Here is a 23,953-nt window from a genome sequence, read left to right as displayed (position 1 = left end):
CTTTCATCACCTGCATTTAGTAAAATAGAATGGGAGGGTGAAGACAATTATTGAGCAAATGTGTTTAGATGCTGACCAAATCAAGAATAAAATGAAGAGTATAATAGAGCGGAACATATTTAATGAACATCTAATGCAGCTCCTTCTCAGTTTTATTGAACCAAAAAAAAATTTTTCTCTAGCTGAATCAGCTGTTTTGCATTATGTGATCTTTGACGGCGAAAATCAAGAAACCGCAGTGAACTTAGGTGCCGCTATTGAAATTCTTACACTTACTTCCGATATAATTGATGATCTGGAAGATGAGGATAATCGAGATGCTCCTTGGATGAAGATAGATCGTTCACTAGCATTAAGTGCAGCATTTTCATTATACACAGCAGGATTGCAAAGCATTAATTCGATTAGTACGAATCCTTTAGTGATTAAGTATGTATTAAAATATATTCAAGATGCAATGCAGGGTCAACATGATGATTTGATCAATAAACCAAAGACAGAAGATGAATGTTTAGAGGTAATCAAGTTAAAATGCGGAAGTTTATTTGCGTTAGCAAATGTTACTGGTACGCTTTTAGCAACTGGAGAATTCAATAAGTCTGTTGAAAGTTATTCCTATTATAAAGGGATATTTGAACAAATTTCCGGCGATTATCATGCTATTTTTAAGGATAATACTAGTGATATTCTGAAAGATAAACATACATTGATTAATTTATATCTTAAGCGCTTGTTTAATAAGTCTTCTCAAGAATTGCTTTGTATATTCTCAGATCAAAAATTATATTCGCAACTGCGGCTTAATAAAAAAGAGTTTATTCAAAAGCTGTATGATTCTGGAGCATCTCAATATGTTTCGGTTTTATACCAACTATACATGTATAAGTGTGAAACTGAAGTTGAAAATTTAAATTTAGATATAAAGAAGATAAAAATAATAAAAAAACACTTGTTGAATAATAAGAATAATAAGAAGGATGATGAAGATGCAGAATTTAATAAATTATTTTTTGAATTATCCGGATGTATTAAAGAAACTGAAAAGCAATGAAGCTAGCCTTATCGGTTATGACTCTATACAAACTCAAATTATCATTAAAGGGTTTGAGAATTATTTAATGATGGGTGCGGACAATAAAAAATGGGATAATGAATAATAAGCGAAGGGTGTAAATCTTGAAGAAGCTTATAAAGCCATTTACAATATCCATTATTATTTTAAGTGTTATCTATGTTTGTTATGTCGCTTTTATTAACATAAATGGAATTATTGTAGGCACGAAAATTGTAGAAAATAAGCATAAAGTACTCGAAGTTGCTGAAATGTCAAAAACCTCGTATGGAAAATTTGTAGGTTTAAAACAAGGTGATATGATTGTCAAAATTAATAATAAAAAACCATCTTTAAAATATCTAAAAGGGGATACTCTCTATCACGTTAAAAGCTTAGATATAAAAAGAAATGGACAGCAAATTCATTTAGATGATTTTGATATTGTTAATTTAAATGGATACTACAGTTACTTTTTATTTGTCCTGCCCCTTGTATTTTATTTTTTGAGTTTAATATGTATATTTTATATTGTAAAGGTGAGTCAAACCAGAAAATCGATAGCTGGGTATGTCCTAATTCTCTTCCTGTTAGATATCTCAATAGCTTATATGAGTGCTGGTGGTCCCTCAAGAGGTCATGAATTTAACAGATATATAAATTTGTTTACCTTCATTGCCTCACCTATATTTTATCTCCAGTTTATTCAAGAGTATTTCAAGGAATTAGGTAAAAAATTTGCCAATCGTTTGATTTCTTTTCTATATATCATACCGATAATTAATCTCTTAAACGAACCGTTTCGACATATTTATTCATATGACTTCACAACAAATTTAAATTTAGTATCGTTTTTCTTCGTGACTCTCTATGCATTTATATCTGTTTTCTATCATCTGTATAAATTCAAGTATTCAGAACATGCTTATATTCTTAAGATTTTAATTTTAACAAACACGCTCTCTTTTTTGCCCTTTTTGCTTTTTTATGTAATCCCAATTATTTTGACAGGAAGTTATATATTAGATGCGTTGGCAGCGGCATCCCTGCTCGTGCTTATCCCATTGGGGTTGGTATACCAGTTCGTAGCTAACAAAATTTTTGATATTGAATTCATTTTAGGCAGGATGAGGTACTATGGCTTGCTTGCCTTAGTTCCAGCCCTTTTTATTGTTGGGATTTCAGCTTGGTTCGAGTCAATAGATATACAAATGAATCCTGCTCAGCAAACTGTATTTTTCTTTATTATGATATTTGTCATTTTTTATTTTAAAGAAGTAATGGATTATAAATTTCGGTTAAAACGTTTTTCTGAAAAATTTAATTATCAAGATAGTATATTCAAATATACTCAGCTTATCAGAAGCATAACATCTTTAAAACAAATGTTTAAAGAACTAAAAAAGACGATTCTGGATGTTCTGCTTGTCAGTAAAGCTTATGTCTTTGAAGTTACCTCTGAGGGTGACATTTTATATCATGATAAAAAGGACAATGAGCCTGACTGGGAAATGTATTCAAAAGAATTTAAGAAAGTTACTTCAGAGATTGGAAAAATCATTGAGCTAAACCGCGGTTTTTTAATCAAGATAGGAGAACGCGGGGGAAGTTCTTATGTTTTGCTTTGTTTGTCCACTATTAATACACCGAGACTGACACGAGATGAGATTTCATGGCTGAAGACATTGTCTTTCTATACGAGTGTCTCTATGGAAAATGTGATACAGATCGAAGAACTCATGAACCATTTACAAGATCTAAAGCAACAAGGCTCAAACCCGGTCTGGCTCAAAAAGCTGATGTTTACGATCGAGGAAAAGCAGCGTTCGGATTTGGCCCGTGATCTGCATGATTCAGTGCTGCAGGACTTGATTTCTTTGAAGCGCCAGTGTGAGCTGTTTCTGGCCGATTTTAAGAAAGAGGAGCCTTGCCAGTTAGAGGTGCAGGACAAGCTTCATCAGATGAATGAGCAGATGTCGGATGTCATTTTGATGACCCGGGAGACGTGCCATGAGCTTCGTCCTCAGCTGCTGTATGATTTGGGTCTGGTCAAGGCGGTATCCAAGCTTGCCGCGCAGCAGCAGGAGCGTGCGCCATTTCATATCCGTCTGAATACGGGCCGGTTTACGGCGGCGCTGGATTTGGATACACAGCTGAATTTGTACCGCATCATTCAGGAATTTCTTTCGAACGCCATGAAGCATTCACAGGCGAATGAGGTGCTGATTATGCTGATCAGCATTCAAAATAAAGTGATTCTGCATTATGAAGACGACGGTGTCGGCTGCAATCAGGAAGAAGGCGGCGGGCAGTCGATGAGCATGGGTCTTTCGGGTATTAAGGAGCGTGTCCGGGCGCTTGACGGACGGATGAAAATCGACACAAGTGAAGGAAACGGTTTTAAAGCGGATATTGAAATGGAATTGTAACCAATTTATCACCAAATCGACTTGGCAGAAGCCAAGTCTTTTTAATAAAATGGAAATGAGTGAGTAAAAGGGAGGAAACCATGAAAAAGATACTAGTGATTGATGATCATCCGGCTGTCATGGAGGGCACCAAGACGATTCTGGAAACGGACACGAATCTTTCTGTCGATTGCCTCAGTCCTGATGCCAGTGAACAATTCGTTCTTCGGCATGATTTTTCAGCTTACGATCTCATATTAATGGATTTAAATCTGGGTGATGACATCAGCGGCATAGAGCTTTCCAAGAAAATCTTAAAAGAGAATCCTCTCTGTAAAATCATTGTCTACACAGGCTATGAGGTTGAAGATTATTTTGAAGAATCCATCCGCGCGGGCCTGCATGGCGCCATCAGCAAAACCGAATCTAAAGAGAAAATCATGCAATACATATATCACGTGCTCAACGGACAGATTTTAGTTGATTTCTCCTATTTCAAACAGCTGATGACCCAGCAAAAAACAAAAACGTCTTCTTCCCCTCAAAGTGAGCAGGATCGGTTAACACAGAGAGAGCGCCATATTCTCCAAGAGGTCGAAAAAGGTTTGACCAATCAGGAAATCGCAGATGCGCTTCACTTAAGCAAGCGGTCGATTGAATACAGCCTGACATCCATTTTTAACAAGCTGAATGTCGGCTCCCGCACTGAAGCGGTGCTGATCGCCAAGTCAGATAACGTACTATAAATCTTGAAGGGAGAATGACCTATGAATCTGAACAATACATTGCTCGGCGCACTCGGTATTGAAATCACTGAAAACACGCCGGAGAGATGCGTGGCGGTGATGCCGGTGGATAAGAGAACGGTGCAGCCTTTCGGATATCTGCATGGGGGCGCGTCAGCAGCGCTGGCGGAGACTGTTGCAAGTGTCGGGGCCCAGCATTTTATCGACCGATCGAAACAGGCGTGTGTCGGGCTTGAGATTAATGCCAATCATTTAAAATCCGTGAAAGAGGGCGGGACGGTCACGGCGATTGCGAAACCCGTTCACACAGGCAGGGCAACCATTGTGTACGAGATTAACATTTTCGATGAACGGGAAAGGCTGATCTGTGTTTCCCGCTGCACGCTGGCTGTTATAACAAAATAAACAAACAGCCGGAACCCTGAATCGTCCGGCTGTTTGTTTTTACAAATATGAATCTTCTTTTCGTTTGATCACAAAGTTTCTGATCCCTTTGTAATCATCCTGAACGCTTCTTTTATCAAGCGCCGCTCCCGAATTGTACGCGGCCCTGCATATGAGGTGCGCTCCGACCGGCGCCGTCAGCAGGATAAAAATGATGCCGAGCAGTATTTTTACAGAAATTTCTCCGGTCAGCATCCACAAGTAGCCTAACACCCCGAGCAATACCAAATTAACGCCGAGTGTCGAGCCTTTTGAAGAGGCGTGGGCGCGCGTATACACATCAGGAAGCCTGAGTGTGCCGAAAGACGCGACCAGGCAGATCAGCGATCCCATCAGAATACAAACGGCGACGGCCCATTTAACGATTTCGATCATTTTCGATAATCTCTCCTTTCTCCAAAAACTTAGCAAAGGCAATCGTGCCGATAAACGATAAAATGCCGAGCAGCAGAATGATGTCCAAAAAGGCCGATGTGTTTAAGAGAATGGATACAAGCGCGGTCATGGCAATCAGATTAATGCCGATCCCATCAAGCGCGACGACCCGGTCCGGTATCGTAGGCCCTTTTATGACGCGAATGACGTACAGAAGAGTCGAAACCGCCATAATGCCGAGTGATAATTGCAGAATAAACGTAAACATCAGCGGCTCACCTCCTGAATGGCTTTCTCAAAAGAGACGCGGATGTCATGGATCGCTTTCTCCGCATCTTCAATGTCCATGGCGTGTATATAGAGAATCGACCGGTCATCGGAGATATCCATCACGAGCGTACCCGGTGTTAAAGTGATTAACAGCGAGAGCAGCGTGATCTCCCAATCCTCCGTCAATTCCGTCTTAAACGCGAAAATGCCCGGGCGGATGTTCAGTTTCGGCGATATAACGGTTTTCAGCACGCTGACATTGGCCAAATATAATTCTTTTATAAAGATCAGCATCAGTTTGATGACCGACCATATTTTCCAAATGTAAAACGGCCGCGAGAAGAAGCGCCGGAAAAAAAACAGCGCCGCCAAGCCCGCGATAAATCCGGTCAAAAAACCCGCCGCGCTGAGGCTGTTTGTGAGTAACATCCAGCAAACAGCGAGAAGAACATTTAATAATAGTTGAAAAGCCATGCCATCTACTCCTTCAAAACAGCTTCAATGTATTTTTCCGGATTCAGCAGATTCTCAGCCGTCTGATTAACATACGGTGAAACCCATTCGGTTCCGAGCCCGAACAGAAGCGACAAAAGGAGAAAAGCGGCTGCCGGATAAAGAAGTCCTTTTGCGGACCGTCCGCCTGCGCCGGGGATTTCTTTTTCTTCCCCCCAAAAAGCCGTCGTAAAAACCTTCAGCACGGAATAGAGCACAAGCAGGCTTGATAAGAGAATCAATACGGAAAACAATGTTTCCCCCTTATCGAACCCGCCTTCCGCGATCTTCAGCTTGCCCACAAATCCGCTGAACGGCGGGATGCCGGCCAAAGATATGGCTGAAATAAAGAACATCCATCCTAAAACGGGATAACGGGTGATCAGTCCGCCCATTTTATGCAGGCTGGCAGTGCCTGTCAATGCGATAAGCGTGCCGGCAAGCATAAACAGCGCTCCTTTAATCAGCATATCGTGAATCAAGTAATAAACCGCTCCTTGAATGGAGGCCGGCGTGTTCATGGCAATGCCGAACAAAATCACGCCGACGGCTGTAATAATATTGTAGATGACGATTTTCATGACATCCGAAAAGGCGATAGATCCGATTACGCCGAATAACACCGTCAGCATCGCAAGCCACATCATCAATTGGTGGGTAAAGCCCGTATCGTGAATAAAGATCAGGGTGAATACTCTTAAAATGGCATACAGACCGACTTTCGTCAAAAGAGACCCGAATAAAGCCGAAATTGCAGCCGGCGGGGCGTAATAAGAGCCCGGCATCCAGAAATACAGCGGGAATATCCCGCCCTTTAAACCGAAAACGACGAGAAGAAGGACGCCGATGACGGTGATCAGCCCGGTCTGGCCCGATTCGCTTATTTTTACGCTTAGATCAGCCATATTCAGCGTGCCCGTCACCGCGTATAAGTAACCGACGCCGATGACAAAAAACGCGGATGACACAATGTTAAACACGATATACTTCAATGATTCTCTTAATTGAATTTTCGTTCCGCCAAGCACGATCAGCATATAGGACGCGATAAGCAGAAGCTCAAAAAAGACGTACATGTTGAACAGGTCACCCGTCAAAAACGCTCCGCTTACGCCGGCCAGAAGAAACTGCACCCCTGAATAATAGAAAGCGCGCTCCCTTTTTTCTCCGATGGAGCGGAAGGAGTACAGGGTGACGAGCAGCCCGATTATGGCGGTTGTCAAAACAAGCAGTGCGGCAAGCTGATCCGCGGCGAGCACAATGCCGTACGGCGCTTTCCATCCGCCGAGTGTCAGCGTCTGAATCCCGTGTGTGAAAACCGTCTGAACGAGAGCGGCGCTGATGGCGATGGAGACACAGGAAGCGGCAGTGCTGAATATCCGCATCAGCATCACGCGCCTGTTCATAAAAATCAGCAGCACTGCGGCAAGCAGCGGCACCAGAATAGGCAATATCACAAAGTTATTCATGTTGATCATTTCCCCTCATTCGATCCATATCGTCCGTTTTCAGTTCCTGATAGGCGCGAAACGCCATCACAAGCAAAAAGGACGTGACGCCGAACGAAATAACGATCGCCGTCAGTATGAGTGCCTGCGGCAGCGGATCGACAAACGACGTGCTTTTTCCGCCCAGTATGGGAGGAGCGCCTTTTTTCAGTCCGCCCATGGTCAGGAGCAGCAAATGGACGCCGTGGCTTAAAAGCGCGGTGCCGATAATCACGCGCAGCAGACTTTTAGAAAGCAGCAGGTAGGTTGCCGCCATAAACAAAATACCGGCAATGACAGACATTAAGATTTCCACTATTCTTCCTCTCCAATCGTTTGAATAATGGTCATCGTCACGCCGACAACAACGAGATACACACCTAAATCAAACAAAGTGGCCGTTGCAAGCTCCGTATTCCCAAGCACCGGGAGATGAAAATGGCCGAATGTATGGGTGAGAAAGGGTGCTCCGAATAAGAACGAACCTGCACCCGTTGCAATCGCGATAAGCAGACCCGCGCCCGCCACATAAATAAAATTGACGGGCAAAATCGATTTGACGGTTTTTAAATCAAAGGCCAAAAGCAACAGCACGATGGCCGAAGACGTAATCAGTCCGCCGACAAATCCTCCGCCGGGAGCGTTATGCCCCGATAAAAATAAATAGAAAGAGAAAAGCAGAATGATAAAAGATACAAGCTTCGTTGCCGTCTGAAGGATGATGTCGTTTGTTTTTTGCTGTCTCAACGCTCTTCTCCCTCCTCTTTTACTTTCGTTCTGATCATGCCGTAAATCCCGAGTGCGGCAATCGACAGCACCGTGATTTCAAACATCGTATCAAATCCCCTGAAATCAACGAGGATGACGTTGACGATATTGTTTCCTCCCCCGAGCTTATGGCTGTAAGCGGTGAAAAAGGAGGAGATGCTGTCTTTTGTTTTTTCGCTGGAAGACGCGATTCCGAGCATTGTCACGATGACGCCGACACCGAGAGAAATGATAAAATTCGTCATCCGGAATGTTCTTGTCTTCTTTTTCCGCCGCATTTTCGGCAGATGGTAAAAACAAAGAAGAAACAAGGCGACGGATATCGTCTCAATGACGAGCTGCGTGAGCGCCAGATCGGGCGCTCTGAAAATCACGAAAAACAGCGCGAGTGTGTACCCGACAACACCGAGTGAGATAATGGCCGTCAGCCGCGATTTGGCGAACACAGTCGCAATCGTTGCGCTCACCATAACGAGGGACAGCACGATTTCATACAGGCCGATTTCAGCCATGCCTTTCGTTGTCATGGAAAAGCCGCCTTTCATGACGAACGCCGCTCCGATGAGAATGATAAACGCCGCAAAAATATACAGCAGATAATCCCGCAAAAATCCGGTCATATACGATGACGTCAGCTGGTAAGATCTTTTTTCCATACTGCCCGTCACCGTATCGTAAAGCTTGTTCAGCGTCAGTTTTTTCGGAAACAGACCGTACAAACGCTCCCATTTAGACAGCGTTACGTAACCGATCGTGCCGACAATGATGATGCCGATGGTCATCATTACCTCAGCCGTCACCCCGTGCCACTGGGAAATATGGACATGGAATGTATCTCCGCCGGTTAACAGAGCCGGATAAATGGAGTTCATCGCCGGTTCAATCAGGCTGTAAGACAAAACGTTCGGTGCAAAAAACAGACTGACGGCGCAAGCGGCAAGAATGACCGGCGAAATCAGCATGCCGAGCGGAGCCTCATGCGGCGTCTTTTCAAGCTGATCAGGTTTGCGCGCGCCGCTGAACGTTCTGAAAAACAGCTTCATGCTGTAGATGAAAGTGAAGACGCTCCCGATCCATGCGAGAACGGGGAACAGCACGCCCCACGTATCCAGGCTGAAAATATCTGCATGAGCAATCCGCAGCATACTTGTAAAGAACATTTCTTTACTTAAAAAGCCGTTAAACGGAGGGAGGCCCGCCATGGAAAACGTTCCGATCAGTGAAACGGTGAACGTTACCGGCATAAGCGCCATCAGGCCGCCGAGCCTGCGGATGTCCCGTGTTCCCGTTTCATGGTCGATAATGCCGACCGCCATAAATAAACTTCCTTTAAAAGTAGCATGGTTAATTAAGTGAAACACAGCCGCGGTGACAGCCGCCGTAAAATACTCTGAATGCTGGTAATGAAGCGCGGCGGCTCCTGCGCCGAGCATCGATACAATCATACCGAGCTGACTGACTGTGGAAAATGCCAGAATCGCTTTTAAATCGGTTTGTTTAATCGCATTGAAGGAAGCCCATACCATCGTGATCAGGCCGACTGAGGCAACCGTCCAAAACCAGACGGGTGAAAATGCAAAAACCGGACTGAATCTGGCAATCACATAAATGCCCGCTTTCACCATTGTAGCCGAGTGCAGATAGGCGCTGACAGGAGTCGGCGCCTCCATGGCATCAGGCAGCCAGATATAAAACGGAAACTGCGCTGATTTCGTAAAGGCTCCCAATAACAGGAGAACCATCGCCGGAATAAAGAACGGATGGCCTGCGATAATATGCACCTGGTTGACCATTTCCCTGATACTGAAAGAATCCGTCATCAGATACAGCAGGATAAAGCCGCCGAGCATGCACAGCCCGCCGCCGACGGTAATCAGCAGTGACTTTTCCGCACCGTAGCGTGATTTCTTCCGCTTATGCCAATACCCGATTAATAAGAAGGATGACAGGCTTGTCAGCTCCCAGAACATATAAAGAACGATAACGTTATCGACGAGCACAACGCCGAGCATCGCGCCCATAAACATCAGCAGGTACACATAAAAGGGGCCGAGCTTTTCTTTGTCCTTCGATAAGTAAAAAATACTGTAAAGCGTCACCAAAGAGCCGATGCCCGTAATCAATAAAGCGAATAACAGCCCGAGTCCGTCAATATAAACGGTATAGTTAATACCGAGGGACGGAATCCATTCGGCCGCATACCGGACGGTTTCCCCAGCCATTGTGACAGGGAGCTTGCTGATAAAGTAAACAAACAGCACAACGGGCACTATCAGCACAAACCAGCCTGTATGGACTTGTTTTACCCGTTTATAAAGAAAGGGAACGATAAATGCAAATAAAAAAGGCGCCAAAATCGCGAAATGTAACAGCTGCAACAGAAGACCTCCTTTGCTTGTTTTTTCATCAAGCAACTGCTTTATGTAAGAATGAATCAATCAATTCACGGTCATAGGACCCAGTACAAATTATATCGCACTTTTTTTTACCCTGCTACGGCATAATGTATTCCTCTTTGTGTTTTTGTGGTCTTTTGAACCCAAAATAAATTTATCAAATATCCGGATCTTTGTATATACATTTCTTTTTCAGATCAAGCTTTACAAAAGGAGCTGGTCAGATGAAGAGAAAGGCGGCGGCCTGTATTGGAATATTTTGTTCTATTATTGCAGGAACATTCATAGCGGATGATTTCTGCAAAACGTTGCAGCAGACGGAGGCAGATGATTGGGAGCGTTTTTTTCTCGGTGCGGAATACGCAGAAGACAAGCTGAGTGCGGCTGAATCAATGCAAACGCCGTTTCAGCCGCGTGAGTATATCAGAATCGTATATAGATGAAAAGAGTTCCGGCACCAGGGTGCGGAACTCTTTTTGTGTCACAATCAGCGTTTTCCTTTAATATAAGGGATGCCGTTGGCTTTAGGCGCATCCGCGCGGCCGATGAAGCCGGCAAGCGCGAGAATGGTCAGAATGTAAGGAGCCATCAGCATGTATACATTCGGAATGTCTTTGAACAGGGGCAAAAGCGAGCCGATAATGCTCAAACTCTGTGCAAACCCGAAGAACAGTGCAGCCCCGAGCGCGCCGATCGGATGCCATTTGCCGAAAACCAGCGCGGCAAGAGCGATAAAGCCTTGCCCGGAAATGGTGGAGTGGGTGAAATCAAGCGCGATCGTGGAAGCATATACACCGCCGCCGAGCCCGCCGAACAGCCCGCTGATCATGACGCCGATATAGCGCATGCCGAACACGTTGATTCCCATCGTATCGGCCGCCATCGGATGTTCCCCGACAGAACGGATGCGGAGGCCGAACGGCGTTTTGAATAAAATAAACCAGGAAACAAAGGCCAGTACGATGGCTAAAATCGACGTATAATAGACGTCGGAAAAGAAAATCTTTCCTAAAACCGGAATATCGCTTAACCCGGGAATGTTCGTTTTGTAAAAGGGCTCCGGGATTTTATCAGTCTGCGCCTTTCCGTAAATCAGCTTGACGATAAACAGTGTCGCTCCTAACGCGAGCATATTGATCGCCACACCGGTTACCGTCTGATCGGCGCGGAAAGAAACTGCGGCCGCCGCGTGGATCAGTGAGAACAGTCCGCCGGCAATCATAGCCGCAGCCAGAGCGAGCCACGGAGCGGCGGCGCCAAGCTCGCGTCCGAAAAATAAGTTGAACATGACGCTTGTAAAGGCGCCGATAATCATCAGTCCTTCAAGACCGATGTTGACAACTCCCGATCTTTCAGAAAACACGCCGCCGAGAGCGGTTAAAATAAGCGGAGCCGCATATACGAGTGTTGCCGGGACAATAATGGATAAAATCTGCAGGAAGTCCACTTACTTCGCCCCCTTTTTCTTCAATTTATCAAGGATGAGACGGATGGCGTAGCTTGATGCCACAAACAAAATAATAATGGCGATGACGATGTCAACGACTTCAGAAGGCACCCCGGATTCAATCGGCATATTTAATGCCCCGACTTTAAGGCCGCCGAGAAGACATGCCGCCAGAACAACGCCGATTGCCGTGCTGCCGCCGAGAAGCGCAACCGCAATGCCGTCGAAGCCGACGCCGGTAAAGGCGCCCTTAACCGCCGCGTATTGAAAGGTTCCGAGTCCTTCCATCGCGCCGGCAAGCCCCGCGAAGGCGCCGGAAATCATCAGGGCGTACATCATATTTTTTCTGACGCTCATTCCGGCGTATTGTGCGGCGTGCTGGTTAAAGCCGACAGCCCGGAATTCAAATCCGCTTTTTGTTTTATGAATGATAAACCACATGAGAACTGCCGCAAACAGAGCGATCAGAATGCCCCAGTGAAGGCGGGAGTAATCTGTCAGCTGCTCTAAAAACGGCGAGCGGAGCGACGCGCTTTCATGAATTTTGTCTGTTTTGTCCCGGTGGTCCGTCATGACATCGGAAATGAGATAATTGGTTAAATGAAGAGCGATATAATTCATCATGATCGTGACAATCACTTCGTGGACAAAAAAACGGGCTTTTAAAAATCCGGGAATCAGGCCCCAAATGCCGCCCGCAGCCGCGGCCGCCAATAACGAAAGCGGAAGGTGGATGTAAGCGGGGGCGTCAAAGGAAGCGCCGACCCACACCGCGGCGGTCCAGCCGACAAGGAGCTGTCCTTCAACCCCGATATTAAACAGGCCGGTCCGAAATGCGAATGCCACGGCCAATCCGGACAAAATATATGGCGTAATCTGCCGGATCGATTCCCCGATGTAATACACTTCACCGAAAATGCCGCTCCAAAGAGCCGAATACCCGCTTACGACATTGTAGCCGCTGGCGAGCATGATGACCGCACCCGCAGCTAACCCAAGGATGATCGCAATCAGCGGCACAGCCAGATGAGAAAGTCGATTAATCATGTGTTTTCCCCGCCTCCATTTGCTTACTTCCCGCCATTAAAAGTCCGAGCTCCTGCTCGTTTGTTTCAAGCGGATTGACGTTTGCGATGATGCTGCCTTCAAAGATGACGGCGATGCGATCGCTGAGATTCATTATTTCATCAAGTTCAAAAGATAACAGAAGCACCGCTTTACCGGCATCACGCTGCTCAATGAGCTTTTTATGGACGAATTCAATCGCGCCGACATCGAGTCCCCGCGTCGGCTGGGCCGCAATTAAAAGATCCGGATTTCTGTCCACTTCCCGGCCGATAATGGCCTTTTGCTGATTCCCCCCGGAGAGAGCGCGCGCAGGCGTATATTCATCAGGTGTTCTGACATCGTATTCTTCAATCAGGCTTCGCGCTTTGTCATAAATCGTGTGTTTATTTAGTATGCCGAAAGAAGAGTAGGGCTTTTGGTAATAACTTTGCAGCACGATATTTTCTCCGATCGGAAAATCAAGGACGAGCCCGTGTTTATGCCTGTCCTGCGGAATATGCCCGATGCCGGCTTCAGTGACTTTCCTGGGCGGTATGTTTTGCAGCTGTTTGCCGTTTAACGTGATCGTGCCGGCATTTGTTTTTCTGAGACCTGTAATGGCTTCAATTAATTCAGACTGGCCGTTTCCGTCAACGCCCGCAATGCCGACGATTTCACCGGCTCTGACTGAGAGGGAGAGCTGCTTGACCGCCTCAACGCCGCGCGCGTCTTCAACCGTTACATCAGAAAGTGAAAGCACTTCTTGTTTCGGATCGGCCGCTTGTTTATCCGTCTTGAATGACACTTCGCGTCCGACCATCAGGCTTGCCAGTTCATCTTGATCCGTATGTGCGACATCGAGAGTTGTAATGCCTTTTCCTTTCCGGATGATGGTGACACGATCGCAGACTTCCATAATCTCTTTTAATTTGTGGGTGATGAGGATAATTGATTTTCCTTCATTGACAAGATTTTTCATAATCTGAATCAGTTCTTGAATTTCGTGCGGAGTCAGCACCGCGGTCGGCTCGTCAAAAATGAGAATGTCGGCGCCCCGGTAGAGGGTCTTTAATATTTCCGCCCGCTGCTGCATACCGACGGAAATATCGGCAACTTTGGCTTCAGGATCAATGTGCAGGCCGTAACGGTCGGAAATATCGCGCACGTCCCGGTCGGCGCGCTGTCTGTCAATCCGGCCGAAAGTTTTCGGCTCTTTTCCGAGAATGATATTTTCTGAGACGGTAAAGGTATCCACAAGCATAAAATGCTGGTGCACCATCCCGATGCCAAGATCGTTGGCTTTGTTCGGGCTGTTGATGTGAACGCGTTCGCCCCGCACCCGGATCTCGCCTTTTTCCGGCTGATACAGGCCGAATAAAACGTTCATGAGTGTCGATTTTCCGGCGCCGTTTTCACCGAGAAGGGCGTGTATTTCGCCTTTTTTCACTTGAAGCGTGACGTCATCATTGGCGACGATTCCGGGAAACTCCTTGCGTATATTAAGCATTTCAATGATATAATCCACCGATTTGACGCTCCTTTTCAGAGATACTTTGATGAGAAAGAGCTTGGCAAAAGAAAAGCTGCAAGAGATGCAGCTTTTCCTTCCCCGCTCTTTTCATAAAAGAGAGGGGATAAGCATGGAAGTCTCCTTATCCCCTGGTTCTTACTCAGCCTTGAAGGATTTCAATTCTTTTTCAGTTGAAGGGATCTCGAGCCCGTCCGCGATTTTCTTCTTCCAATCGTCTGTTGCTTTGATGACATCGTCAGAAAGGTTCTCCTTGTGATCCGAGATGCCGACTGCATCTTGCGCCAAACCGTATGTTAATGTTTTGCCGCCCGGGAATTTCCCGTCACTCGCTTTTTTCGTTAAGTCCTCTACGGCTGTATCCACTTTTTTGACCATTGATGTGAGAGTGACATTGTCTTTTGTGCCTTTGACTTGACCTTCCGCGTACTGGTCTTTATCAACACCGATAACCCATACGTTCCGCTTCGGATCTTCTTTTTTCAGATTTTTCGCTTCTGTGAAGACGCCCGTTCCCGTTGCGCCGGCCGCGTGATAAATGACGTCAACGCCTGATTTGTACATGCTTTCAGCCGTCGCCTTACCGACATCGGCTTTGTCAAATCCGCCCGCATATTTCACTTCGACGGTCGCTTTCGGATTTGCGGCTTGTACACCCGCGCGGAAGCCGATTTCGAATTTTTTGATCAATTCAGACTCCATTCCGCCCACGAATCCGACTTTTCCCGTTTTGCTCGATAGCGCAGCGGCCGCTCCCATGAGGAATGAACCTTCCTGCTCTTTAAATGTAAGGCTCGCCACGTTGTCTTTTTTGACAACGGCGTCAATGATCGCAAAATTTGTGTCTTTGCGCTGATCGGCGATTTCGCTGATGGAATCCTGCATCAGATACCCGACGCCGTAAATCAGGTCAAAGTGTTCCCGCGCTAATTTATTTAAGTTCGTTGTATAATCCGCATCTGATTTTGATTGAAGATAGTCAAAACCGCTTTTGCCTTTTGTAAGCCCGTTGTCTTTTCCGAATGCCTGAATACCTTCCCAGGCGGACTGGTTAAATGATTTGTCATCGACACCGCCGATATCCGTTACCATGCCGACGGTAAAGTTTTTGCTGCCGGAGCCGTTTGCTTTGTCACTTGAACCGCATGCGCTTAATATGGTTCCGGCCGCCGCGATGAGCGCCATCGCCATTCCGATTTTGCGTTTTTTCAAAGATATAACCCCCCTGTAAAATATGGCTGTGCCGTTCAATTCAGACTTGAGTCCCCGTACCGGATGCAGAATCGAAAAAACTTTCTGATAATAATGATGAGACGTCTCTCTTTTTCCCGCCTTGAGCGGTTGTCTCTTCCGGGTTCGGGACTTATGACTTATCTGAAAAGATCTGCTAACCAATCATAATTTATCATTTTACCCGCCATAAATAAATAGAAATTTGCTTATTTTTTAAAAAATATCAATTTTATGAATCGGCTTCCTCATCTGGATAAAACAGAGGAGGATCAGCCGGGTCATTATCCTTATATAGCATATCAAAAAGGAATCTCAAGCCTTTTGTCACGGGATATGACAGTAAAAAAGCACCGTTCACAGCGGAACGGCGCTTTTTGACATTATAAATATTGTTTGATGCTGCTGACATTGCCGGTGTTGATATGATATTGAAAGACGGGTCTGCCGATCGTGCCGTACGCCATCTCTACATTCAGCACTTGTATGTCTTCCAGAAATTTAAGGTATTTCCGGATGGAGACTTGCGAGATTTCAGTATGCTTGGCGAGATCTTCCGTGGTAAAAGAGCCGTCACCGAAAGACTCAATGCTCGCCCAGATGAGTTTAAGCGTGCTCTTTGTCAATCCCTTCGGAAGGTGAACCTTTTCCGCCGCTTCTTTCTTTTGAAAAAGCTCGGCATCCAATTCTTTCTGTGTCATGCTTCTGTGTGATTGATAAACTTTCTGCTTGCGTCTGTAGTCGGAAAGAGCGGTTTGAAAGCGGTCAAATTCAAATGGTTTGATTAAATAATCGACGGCGCCGTACCGAAGCGTTTTTTTGATGACGTCCAGCTCGCTTGCGGCCGAAATGACGATGACATCAACCGATTCATTTTGCTTGCGGATTTCCGTTAAAAGCTCAAGCCCGTTTTTTCCCGGCATGTAAATGTCAAGAAGGATGAGATCGATATGATGCTCGCTCAGCACGTGCAGCGCGCTTTGAAAGGATGATGCGATCCCTTTCAGCTGAAATCCTTCAATCTGGCTGAGATAGCGTTTATTTAATTCACCCACCATGGGGTCGTCTTCAACTATGAGTACATTAATCATCATTTTCCTCCTTCGGTTCATACGGAATGCGAAGACTGAAAGTCGTTCCTTCATTCTTTTCACTTGTCACAATCATATGGCCTTTTAAATTTTCTGTTGCCTGCTGGGTGAAATAGAGGCCGAACCCCCGGTTTGTCCCTTTCGTGGAATAACCTTGTTCAAAAATACGGGCTTGGTCTGCCGCAGACATTCCGGCTCCCGTGTCCGTAATCTCTATATCAAGCTGGCGATCCTGAAACCGCATTGAGCACGTAATGTTTTTTTTCGGCATCTGCGCCACCGCGTCGAGCGCGTTGTTTAACAGGTTTCCGATAATCGTAATGAGCTCATGGATGACGGCCGGATCTGCCGCATTCGGGATCAGGCTGCCGAGCTGAATGTCCAGATCAGCACCCTGTTCGCGTATGTAGCTTTGTTTTCCTAGAAGAAACCCTGCGAGAACCGGACTTTTGACATCACTTATAATCTCGCTTGTTTCCGTCTTCTGCTGAATGGCAATGTCTTTAATGTAAGTGCCGAGATCATCGTATTCTTTTAACTGGACAAGCCCTAAAATGACATGAAGCTTATTCATGAATTCATGAGACTGGGCTCTTAATGCGTTTGCATACATTTTAACACCGGACAGCTGTTCTGCTAAATGTTTGACCTCCGTTTTGTCCCTGAACGTGGCGATCGCTCCGACGGTTTGTCCCTTCAGATGAATCGGAACCTCATTAAAGACCAGCTCAAGCCCGTTAATGCGGATATCCCTGTCCTGAAGCGGTTTTTTCGTTTCAATCACCTGTTTCAGCCGGCTTTTCGGGAGAATATCGTTCACATCTTGATCGACCGGATTAGTCGGAATACCCATTTTAATAAAAAGCCGTTTCGCTTCCGCATTGGCAAGCTTAATTTTTCCCCGCGCGTCAACCGCCAGGATGCCTTCCTTCGTTGATTCGAGCATGGCGCTCCGCTCTTCCAGCAGGGTGGCGATTTCATAAGGCTCAAGACCGTACATAATGTTTTTGACGGTGCGGGCGACAATGACGGCTCCGATGACGCCGACAAAAATACTTACGCAGATGATGAAATAAAGCGGTCTCAAACTGTGGCTGACGACATCCTGTATTTTGTTAAGCGAAATTCCGACCGAAACGACGCCCACTTGTTTTTTATCTTTTCCATAGATCGGTACGAAGGCTCTCATGGATTTTCCGAGAGTTCCCGCTGATGTGCTCGTTTTGATATGGCCGTGCATCGCCGGCTGTTCGTCTCCGCCGGTGAATTTCTTCCCGATTTTATTTGCGTCGGGGTGGGTGAGGCGGATGCTGTTCATATCCATCACCACAACAAATTCGGTTCCTGTCGTATGCTGGACGTCTAATGTATAATCCCGGAGCTCTTTCAGCCCTTTTCTTGTTTGCAATGCCTGCGTGACACTCGGTGTTTCCGCGACCAGCTTTGCGGTGCGCAGCGCGGTTGTCCGTTCTTCTTCTTTCACGCGGTCTGCTGTTTGGACGCTGATCGTGAAAAAGGTGATACAAAGTGCGATAAGGACGACAATACAGACGAATATCGTTAATCGGGTTTGCAATTTTAATGTTTTTTTCATAACAGCCTTCCTTACGTTTATCATTCCCGCGTTCTACTTTACTCCGAAAAAGCCGGTTTGTGAAGATCAGGCCCTTATTTCGTAAAAGTGAGGAAAAATGGAATTTTTTATCTTGTCAATGTGTTTTAAGTCCTCCATAATAAGTGAAGTAGATTACAGAAAGGGACTTTTTATATGAAAAATACTTATTGGACGGGTTATTTTCCGCTCGTTGCGATTCTGCTTTTTAGTTCGTCATTATCCATTTCTACCTCGCTTTATGTCATGAAGATACTTCAGACGCTCGGCATGTATCAGGGGATGCTGGATTATTTCTCTGAGAAAGGGATCAGACTGGCGCTTTTTGCAGCGTTCGCCCTTGTGTATTTTATGCTCTTTTCGGCTTTGAAGCTGATTGCAAACACAGTGACAGAGCTGTCTCTTTTGTTTTTCACAAATGACCCTGAAGGGGACAATCTGAAAAAAATCAGATTAGGCTCTTTAATTTATGTAGGCGGAGGAATTCTTTCCTTTGCGCTCGTGCAGAATGGTTTTTGGATTGCGGCGTTATTTGCCGTTGTTACGCTCGTTTATTTGATTTTCATGGTGTACAGAATCTATTCGACACTCTCTATCGTTTCGCTGATCGGTTTTATATTGCTTGAGATTCTGTTTTGGTTTACTTTTGTTATCGGTATTTTGTACATCTTTATCAAGCTTTATAATAGCATAATGGCTAGCTTACCTGTGTAAGCTAGCCATTTTTGTTAAGACAGAAATCTGTTTTTGATCTCAGGGGAGGGGAGCATGCATGCTTCCCTTTTTCCGAACCATTTGTAACGGCGCCGGGCGATGAAAGAATAGGCTCTGTCCCTGAGGGGGCGGGGCACTGCGAAAAAAACCGCTGACAGCCGCCAGGCTCCGCGGAGATGACGTGAAACCTTTAACACGGCTGCGGATTTTTTGTATATCCGCCCGTTTTCGATAAAAATCATGCTGTCAAATTGTTCTGTCGGAAGTCCTTCTGATGCCAAAAGCTCCCGGGCGGTATCTGATTGCAATGAAGCAAATGAGATTTTGCCGGCCGGATCGCGTTTAATGATGAATTGAACGGCGCCGCTGCATAAGTTGCAGACGCCGTCAAACAAAAGCACGCGGTCCGGAAGCTGAGCTGGTTTCAAAGCGGATCCCCTCCGTTATCTTTAGTAAGCTGCCTGCAGCGTGTTTTTCCAGATCGAAAGCTGAGGGCTTGCGTCATGAAGGTATTCGACGCTTGACGGTGTATCCTTGCCGACCCATACCCCCATCGTATAAGCGTCCGTCAGGCCGACAAACCACATATCGTGATAGTCATTTGACGTTCCTGATTTTCCGCCGACGTACGGAGCTTTAAAGTTCGCTTTCTTTCCTGTACCGCTTTTGACGACGGCTTTCATCATTTCTTTGATCTGCATGTTGGTCCGCACGCTGAATACCTGCGTCGGCTCATCTTTCCATTTTAATATCGTTTTTCCTTTTAAATCAGTCACTTTTGTAATCGCGTGACTCGGCGTATAAACGCCGTTGTTGCCGAACGTGGTATACGCATTGGTCATTTCAAGCGGCGTCATGCCGTTTGTAAAACCGCCCAGCGCCGCAGGCAGACGGTAATCCGCGCTGACCAGCTTCGCGAAATGAAACGGTTCAAGGTAGCTGAACGCCTTATTGACGCCGACGCGGTCCATGATTCTGATGGCCGGTGTGTTGTACGAGTATTTAAACGCCGTTTCCAGCGTGACCGTGCCGTACGTGCGGTTATTATAGTTCTGCGGGCAGTAATCCGCGCTGCAGAATTTGCTTGCGTCAATCTTGCTGTGTGGCGTTGCGCCGGTCTTTTCAATGTAAGGTCCGTAATCAAGCAGCGGCTTAATGGATGAACCGGGCTGTCTGTATGCTTGATAGGCGCGGTTGAAATCATATTTATGATAATCTTTCCCGCCTGAAAGCGCGATAATCTGATGTGTCTGATGATTAATCACGGCCGCTCCGCCTTGGACGCCTGCATACGGCAGATTTTGATTCACTTGGGCGACGACCTGGTTTTGCATATACGGATTCAGCGCCGTATAAATCTTCACGCCGTCTTTTAACAATGTGCTGACTCTGTCGGAAAGCTCACTCTGTATTTTTTGTTTCGCCTTTCCGGAAGCTTTTTCAAGACGTTTGTCATAGCCTTCGGATGATGAAACAAGCTGTGTGAATTCATCATTTACATAGGAAACATAGTCAGGATATTTATTTGTTTTTTCGTTTATATCAAGCTTGATCTTTTCCTTTTCGGCTTTTTTTAGCTGTTTCCCGGATATAACGCCTGCTTTTTTCAATCCGTTAAGCAATCTGACTTGTCGTTTTTTCGTATAATCAAAATGCTTGAGAGGATCATATAATGTAGGGTTATTAGGGATAGCGCAGATAAAGGCCATCTCTCCCAAAGTGAGAGATTTCAGCGGCTTGCTGAAATAAAATTGCGCCGCCGAACCGACGCCGTATACGCCGTTATTAAAATAAATCGTATTTAAGTAGCCTTCTAAAATCTCATCTTTGCTGTATTTTTTCTCAAGCTGATAGGAATAGGCCAGCTCCGTCAGTTTTCGGCTGAAGGTGCGTTCATGGCTTAAATACACATTCCTTGCCAGCTGCTGGGTGATGGTGCTGGCGCCCTGATCAATTTTATGATCTTTGAAATTGGAGGCGGCCGCCCTGACCATCCCCATAAAGTCAAACCCTTTATGCTCATAAAAATGACGGTCTTCAGAGGTTAAAAACAGCTGTTTTACCTCATTCGGTATTTTATTAAAGGGCACGATCACGCGGTTCTCATGATCGCTGACAATCTCAGAAACAAGGCTTCCGTCCCTGTCATACATGTAACTGTTTTGAACCAGGTTGATCGCTTTTAAATCAATATGTTTATCGAGCACCTGATCAAAAGGCTTGATTTGTTTTACCTCTTTGCCGGAAGCAATAACTGTAAATGCAAACAACGGGATAATGCCGAGCAGCAAAATCCATCCGATTATTTTACGTACCATGGTCACTCTCTTTTCTCCTGATTTCTAGCCATATCGTATCATTCTTTTAAGAATACGAGAAGGTTAAATTTAGAAGAAATCGTGATCGCTGCCGGTCAGCCCGCATTTGACGCTGTATCCTTTTGCAAATGTCCCGCCATCCATAAAAGCCCCGCGCCTATTAAAAAGAGAAAGGCGGTGACGTAGAAAGCAGCCGAAATGGAAAAACCGCTCGAGACCGCACCTCCGAGCAGAGGGCCGAGCACATTTCCGAGAAAACGAAAGCTGACGTTATAGCCGAGCACCTCTCCCTGGATGCTGCCCGGCGCCCTGACGCGGATTGCGGCCGTAATGCAGGGGAGCGTGCCGCCCATGACCATGCCGAACAGAAATCTGAAGACTAACAGAATGGAGAGGGAGGAGGCGAGCGCCTGCGGAATGAAAAACACCGCTGAGGCAATCAAAAGCACGATTAAGATCCGGCTGTGGCCGAAGCGGTCGCCGAAGTCCCCCCATTTCCGGGCAAGCAATAAGCTTCCGAGTCCGGTCGCTGAAAACGCCATTCCGGAGAAAAAAGCTAAATTAACAGGTCCGTGCAGCTCATTGACATATAAAGCGAGCAGCGGCTGAATGCTGAAATTGCCGGTCTGCACGATCATAGTAAGCACCATCATCGCCCAAAGCGCGGGCTGGTGAAAAATATAGGAGAGCACCTGTTTTCTGGAATAGGTTTTCCGCTTGTTTTGTTTCTCGCCGAGCGGCTGCTCATTCACCTGAAATAAAACGAGAAGCACAGATGCGAAAATGACAAAGGACGTAATAAAAAATGTGTACGTAAACCCGAAGCTGTCAGCGAGCAGCCCGCCCAGCATCGGTCCGAATAAAGTGCCTGACACCTGACCCATCTGCAGCGTGCCGAGCGTCTTCCCGGCAGTCTCTTTCGGCGTCTGCGCCGAAATCATGGCAAGCGATGTCGGAACAAAGCCTGTTACTAGACCCATAAGCAGCCGCAGGACAAACAGCTGATAAACGGATGTCACAAACCCCATCAATAAAATGCTGATGGCAATGCCGGTTCCTGTAATCAAGAGAATTTTTTTGTAGCCGCGCTTATCGCCGAATCTTCCCCAAAACGGGGAAATCACAAATGCCATTAAAAACGTGACGCCGAACACATACCCGCTCCATCTCTGCACATACCCGCCCGAATGGGGGCTGATCGTTTCGATATATAACGAAAGAAACGGAACAATCATGGTCATGCTGGCGGAAATAAAGAAATTTGTAATCCAAATGACGACGAAGTTCTTCTTACGGACAGAAATAACATCACCTTCTTTACTTTTCGTGTATCTAATCATTAGTATATAGGAATGAATCCGGTATTTGTATTTTCGATGCGGATATAGGAAAATTCATTATTTTTAGAAAATGAAGAAAGTTTCAGAGGGGAAACTGATATACTATCATAAAATATCATTTTTGATCGGAGGAAAGGCAGGTGTAAAAAAGTGGATCAGCGCAGTCTGCTCATTATTGATTTTGAATTTACGATGCCTGACGGAAAATACAGCCCGCAAAATTTCTTTCCCGAGATTATTGAAGCGGGGATTGTCAAGACGGTGAATGATGAAGTGACTGAAACGTTTTCGAGTTATATCAAACCGAAAAAATTTCCGAAGCTGACGAAACGATGCAAAACCTTTCTGAACATCACCCAAAAAGACGTGGACGGCGGAATCACGTTTAATGAATTCATCCGCAAATTAAATGAGCTTGATCCTGATAAAAACTGCACGATCGTCACCTGGGGCAATATGGATATGAAAGTGTTAAAGCAAAATTGCATGTTTAACCACATCCCTTTTCCGTTCAAAGGAGAACTTCGGGATCTGTCCCTTGAATACAAAAACTTCTTCGGCGACAGAACATTGACCGGCCTTTGGAAAGCGGCAGAAGAGTATGGCGATAAAGGGACGGGCACGCATCATAAAGCGCTGGATGATGCGCGGACGACATACAAATTATTCAAGCTTGTCGAGCGGGATAAACAATATCTTGAAAAACCGAAACCTCCGACGATCGGTGATCGCGTCGATCTGACTGAACTGTTTCGCCGGGCCACATAAAAAAACCCAATCATGCCGACTGGGTCAAGTTCTTTTAAAATAGTCACGCTCTAACGCGGCCAAGTTGGCGAGCGAACGTTCCGCCCATTCTGAGCCGTCCGCTGTAAGCTGATCTTTCAGCCGGGCAGACGCCGCTTGTAAGGAAGCCGTATAATCAGGCACCTCGCCATCAAACGGTTTGACCATCTGATGCTGTATGTTTGTCTGTTCCCCGAATGCAAGCGCTCTTCTTTCATGAAAAAACGGAACATCCGCCTGCTTCGGATGATGAAGATCTCCTTGAGCGGGATGCGTCAGAACGGCTTTAATTTTCACTAAATAGTGATTGGGCCTGACGTCTGTCACTTCCCCTATGTATGCTCCTGTTTTATAAAACCCTTTTACGATTGTGCCGATTTCAAACGTATTCATAGCGTTCACC

General features: G+C 45.8%; 24 protein-coding genes. 7 read left to right on the top strand and 17 right to left on the bottom strand.

Translation table 11 applies throughout. The features are described from left to right. The first annotated feature begins 91 nt into the window (after positions 1-91). From U2H13_RS15220 to U2H13_RS15205, 4 genes are all read left to right on the top strand, one after another. Positions 92-1,051, top strand: coding sequence for a class 1 isoprenoid biosynthesis enzyme (locus U2H13_RS15220; RefSeq protein ID WP_233662477.1), 960 nt, complete (start codon positions 92-94; stop codon positions 1,049-1,051). Between the two features lie 125 nt (positions 1,052-1,176). Next, the gene (locus U2H13_RS15215; protein ID WP_021495364.1) at positions 1,177-3,480 is read left to right on the top strand and encodes a histidine kinase; all 2,304 of its coding nucleotides are present in this window, start codon (positions 1,177-1,179) and stop codon (positions 3,478-3,480) included. Positions 3,481-3,560: 80 nt separating this feature from the next. After that, the gene (locus tag U2H13_RS15210; protein WP_014418762.1) at positions 3,561-4,205 is read left to right on the top strand and encodes a response regulator transcription factor; all 645 of its coding nucleotides are present in this window, start codon (positions 3,561-3,563) and stop codon (positions 4,203-4,205) included. A 21-nt stretch (positions 4,206-4,226) separates the two neighbouring features. Further along, entirely contained in the window at positions 4,227-4,610 is a 384-nt protein-coding gene (locus U2H13_RS15205; protein ID WP_014418761.1) for a hotdog fold thioesterase, read from the top strand. Positions 4,611-4,649: 39 nt separating this feature from the next. Here U2H13_RS15205 and mnhG read toward each other — a convergent pair whose 3' ends face one another. The 7 genes from mnhG to U2H13_RS15170 are packed head-to-tail and all read right to left on the bottom strand — an operon-like array spanning position 4,650 to position 10,419. Then, a complete protein-coding gene (gene mnhG, locus U2H13_RS15200) occupies positions 4,650-5,024 on the bottom strand; it encodes a monovalent cation/H(+) antiporter subunit G (RefSeq protein WP_003152056.1) in 375 nt (124 codons plus the stop codon). Then, the gene (locus U2H13_RS15195; RefSeq protein WP_012118311.1) at positions 5,008-5,292 is read right to left on the bottom strand and encodes a Na(+)/H(+) antiporter subunit F1; all 285 of its coding nucleotides are present in this window, start codon (positions 5,290-5,292) and stop codon (positions 5,008-5,010) included. The genes mnhG and U2H13_RS15195 overlap by 17 nt, the downstream gene beginning before the upstream one ends. Then, positions 5,292-5,768 carry a Na+/H+ antiporter subunit E gene (locus tag U2H13_RS15190; protein ID WP_154817911.1) on the bottom strand — a complete coding sequence of 159 codons (477 nt, stop codon included), beginning with the start codon at positions 5,766-5,768 and terminating at the stop codon, positions 5,292-5,294. Before U2H13_RS15190 ends, U2H13_RS15195 begins: the two co-directional genes overlap by 1 nt. A 5-nt stretch (positions 5,769-5,773) precedes the next feature. Further along, the gene (locus U2H13_RS15185; protein ID WP_021495363.1) at positions 5,774-7,255 is read right to left on the bottom strand and encodes a Na+/H+ antiporter subunit D; all 1,482 of its coding nucleotides are present in this window, start codon (positions 7,253-7,255) and stop codon (positions 5,774-5,776) included. After that, the gene (locus U2H13_RS15180; RefSeq protein WP_003152063.1) at positions 7,248-7,589 is read right to left on the bottom strand and encodes a Na(+)/H(+) antiporter subunit C; all 342 of its coding nucleotides are present in this window, start codon (positions 7,587-7,589) and stop codon (positions 7,248-7,250) included. The genes U2H13_RS15185 and U2H13_RS15180 overlap by 8 nt, the downstream gene beginning before the upstream one ends. Beyond that, positions 7,589-8,020, bottom strand: a complete 432-nt coding sequence (locus U2H13_RS15175; RefSeq protein ID WP_007613424.1) for a Na(+)/H(+) antiporter subunit B — start codon at positions 8,018-8,020, stop codon at positions 7,589-7,591. Before U2H13_RS15175 ends, U2H13_RS15180 begins: the two co-directional genes overlap by 1 nt. Next, complete coding sequence (locus U2H13_RS15170; protein ID WP_021495362.1) at positions 8,017-10,419, bottom strand: Na+/H+ antiporter subunit A; 2,403 nt, start codon at positions 10,417-10,419, stop codon at positions 8,017-8,019. Before U2H13_RS15170 ends, U2H13_RS15175 begins: the two co-directional genes overlap by 4 nt. 242 nt (positions 10,420-10,661) lie before the next feature. On the opposite strand from U2H13_RS15170, the gene U2H13_RS15165 reads away from it, so the two are divergent. Continuing rightward, positions 10,662-10,880, top strand: a complete 219-nt coding sequence (locus U2H13_RS15165; protein ID WP_146275399.1) for a hypothetical protein — start codon at positions 10,662-10,664, stop codon at positions 10,878-10,880. Between the two features lie 44 nt (positions 10,881-10,924). On the opposite strand, the gene nupQ is transcribed toward U2H13_RS15165, so the two are convergent. The 6 genes from nupQ to malK form a co-directional block, all read right to left on the bottom strand. Then, positions 10,925-11,884 carry a guanosine ABC transporter permease NupQ gene (gene nupQ / locus U2H13_RS15160; RefSeq protein ID WP_003152071.1) on the bottom strand — a complete coding sequence of 320 codons (960 nt, stop codon included), beginning with the start codon at positions 11,882-11,884 and terminating at the stop codon, positions 10,925-10,927. Beyond that, positions 11,885-12,931, bottom strand: coding sequence for an ABC transporter permease (locus tag U2H13_RS15155; RefSeq protein ID WP_128496838.1), 1,047 nt, complete (start codon positions 12,929-12,931; stop codon positions 11,885-11,887). Beyond that, entirely contained in the window at positions 12,924-14,456 is a 1,533-nt protein-coding gene (locus U2H13_RS15150; RefSeq protein WP_128496836.1) for an ABC transporter ATP-binding protein, read from the bottom strand. Before U2H13_RS15150 ends, U2H13_RS15155 begins: the two co-directional genes overlap by 8 nt. Positions 14,457-14,597: 141 nt before the next feature. Continuing rightward, positions 14,598-15,671: a BMP family protein gene (locus U2H13_RS15145; protein WP_128496834.1), complete on the bottom strand. Its 1,074-nt coding sequence runs from the start codon at positions 15,669-15,671 to the stop codon at positions 14,598-14,600. A gap of 401 nt (positions 15,672-16,072) precedes the next feature. Continuing rightward, positions 16,073-16,780, bottom strand: a complete 708-nt coding sequence (locus U2H13_RS15140; RefSeq protein ID WP_003152077.1) for a response regulator — start codon at positions 16,778-16,780, stop codon at positions 16,073-16,075. Next, on the bottom strand, positions 16,773-18,374 hold the full coding sequence (gene malK, locus U2H13_RS15135; protein WP_014418754.1) for a malate sensor histidine kinase MalK: 1,602 nt from the start codon (positions 18,372-18,374) through the stop codon (positions 16,773-16,775). The genes U2H13_RS15140 and malK overlap by 8 nt, the downstream gene beginning before the upstream one ends. A gap of 174 nt (positions 18,375-18,548) precedes the next feature. On the opposite strand from malK, the gene U2H13_RS15130 reads away from it, so the two are divergent. Next, positions 18,549-19,106 (top strand): YufK family protein, encoded by a 558-nt coding sequence (locus tag U2H13_RS15130; RefSeq protein ID WP_007408662.1) that lies wholly within the window; start codon positions 18,549-18,551, stop codon positions 19,104-19,106. A gap of 14 nt (positions 19,107-19,120) precedes the next feature. Here the strand turns inward: U2H13_RS15130 and U2H13_RS15125 are convergent, their stop codons facing one another. The 3 genes from U2H13_RS15125 to U2H13_RS15115 all read right to left on the bottom strand — a co-directional run bounded on the left by U2H13_RS15125 (position 19,121) and on the right by U2H13_RS15115 (position 22,764). Beyond that, positions 19,121-19,534: a thiol-disulfide oxidoreductase DCC family protein gene (locus U2H13_RS15125; RefSeq protein ID WP_014305710.1), complete on the bottom strand. Its 414-nt coding sequence runs from the start codon at positions 19,532-19,534 to the stop codon at positions 19,121-19,123. Positions 19,535-19,555: 21 nt separating this feature from the next. Further along, a complete protein-coding gene (locus U2H13_RS15120) occupies positions 19,556-21,430 on the bottom strand; it encodes a transglycosylase domain-containing protein (RefSeq protein WP_014418753.1) in 1,875 nt (624 codons plus the stop codon). 89 nt (positions 21,431-21,519) lie between these two features. Further along, on the bottom strand, positions 21,520-22,764 hold the full coding sequence (locus U2H13_RS15115; protein WP_014418752.1) for a multidrug efflux MFS transporter: 1,245 nt from the start codon (positions 22,762-22,764) through the stop codon (positions 21,520-21,522). A gap of 150 nt (positions 22,765-22,914) precedes the next feature. Here U2H13_RS15115 and kapD point away from each other — a divergent pair, with 150 nt between their 5' ends. Then, positions 22,915-23,532: a 3'-5' exonuclease KapD gene (kapD, locus tag U2H13_RS15110; protein WP_003152084.1), complete on the top strand. Its 618-nt coding sequence runs from the start codon at positions 22,915-22,917 to the stop codon at positions 23,530-23,532. Positions 23,533-23,556: 24 nt separating this feature from the next. On the opposite strand, the gene U2H13_RS15105 is transcribed toward kapD, so the two are convergent. Then, positions 23,557-23,943 (bottom strand): kinase-associated lipoprotein B, encoded by a 387-nt coding sequence (locus U2H13_RS15105; protein ID WP_376700522.1) that lies wholly within the window; start codon positions 23,941-23,943, stop codon positions 23,557-23,559. Between the last annotated feature and the right edge of the window lie 10 nt (positions 23,944-23,953).

Origin of the sequence: Bacillus sp. A1 (assembly GCF_042296235.1) — a bacterium.
Taxonomy (GTDB): Bacteria; Bacillota; Bacilli; order Bacillales; family Bacillaceae; genus Bacillus; species Bacillus velezensis.
This window is presented reverse-complemented; position numbering and strand designations above follow the sequence as displayed.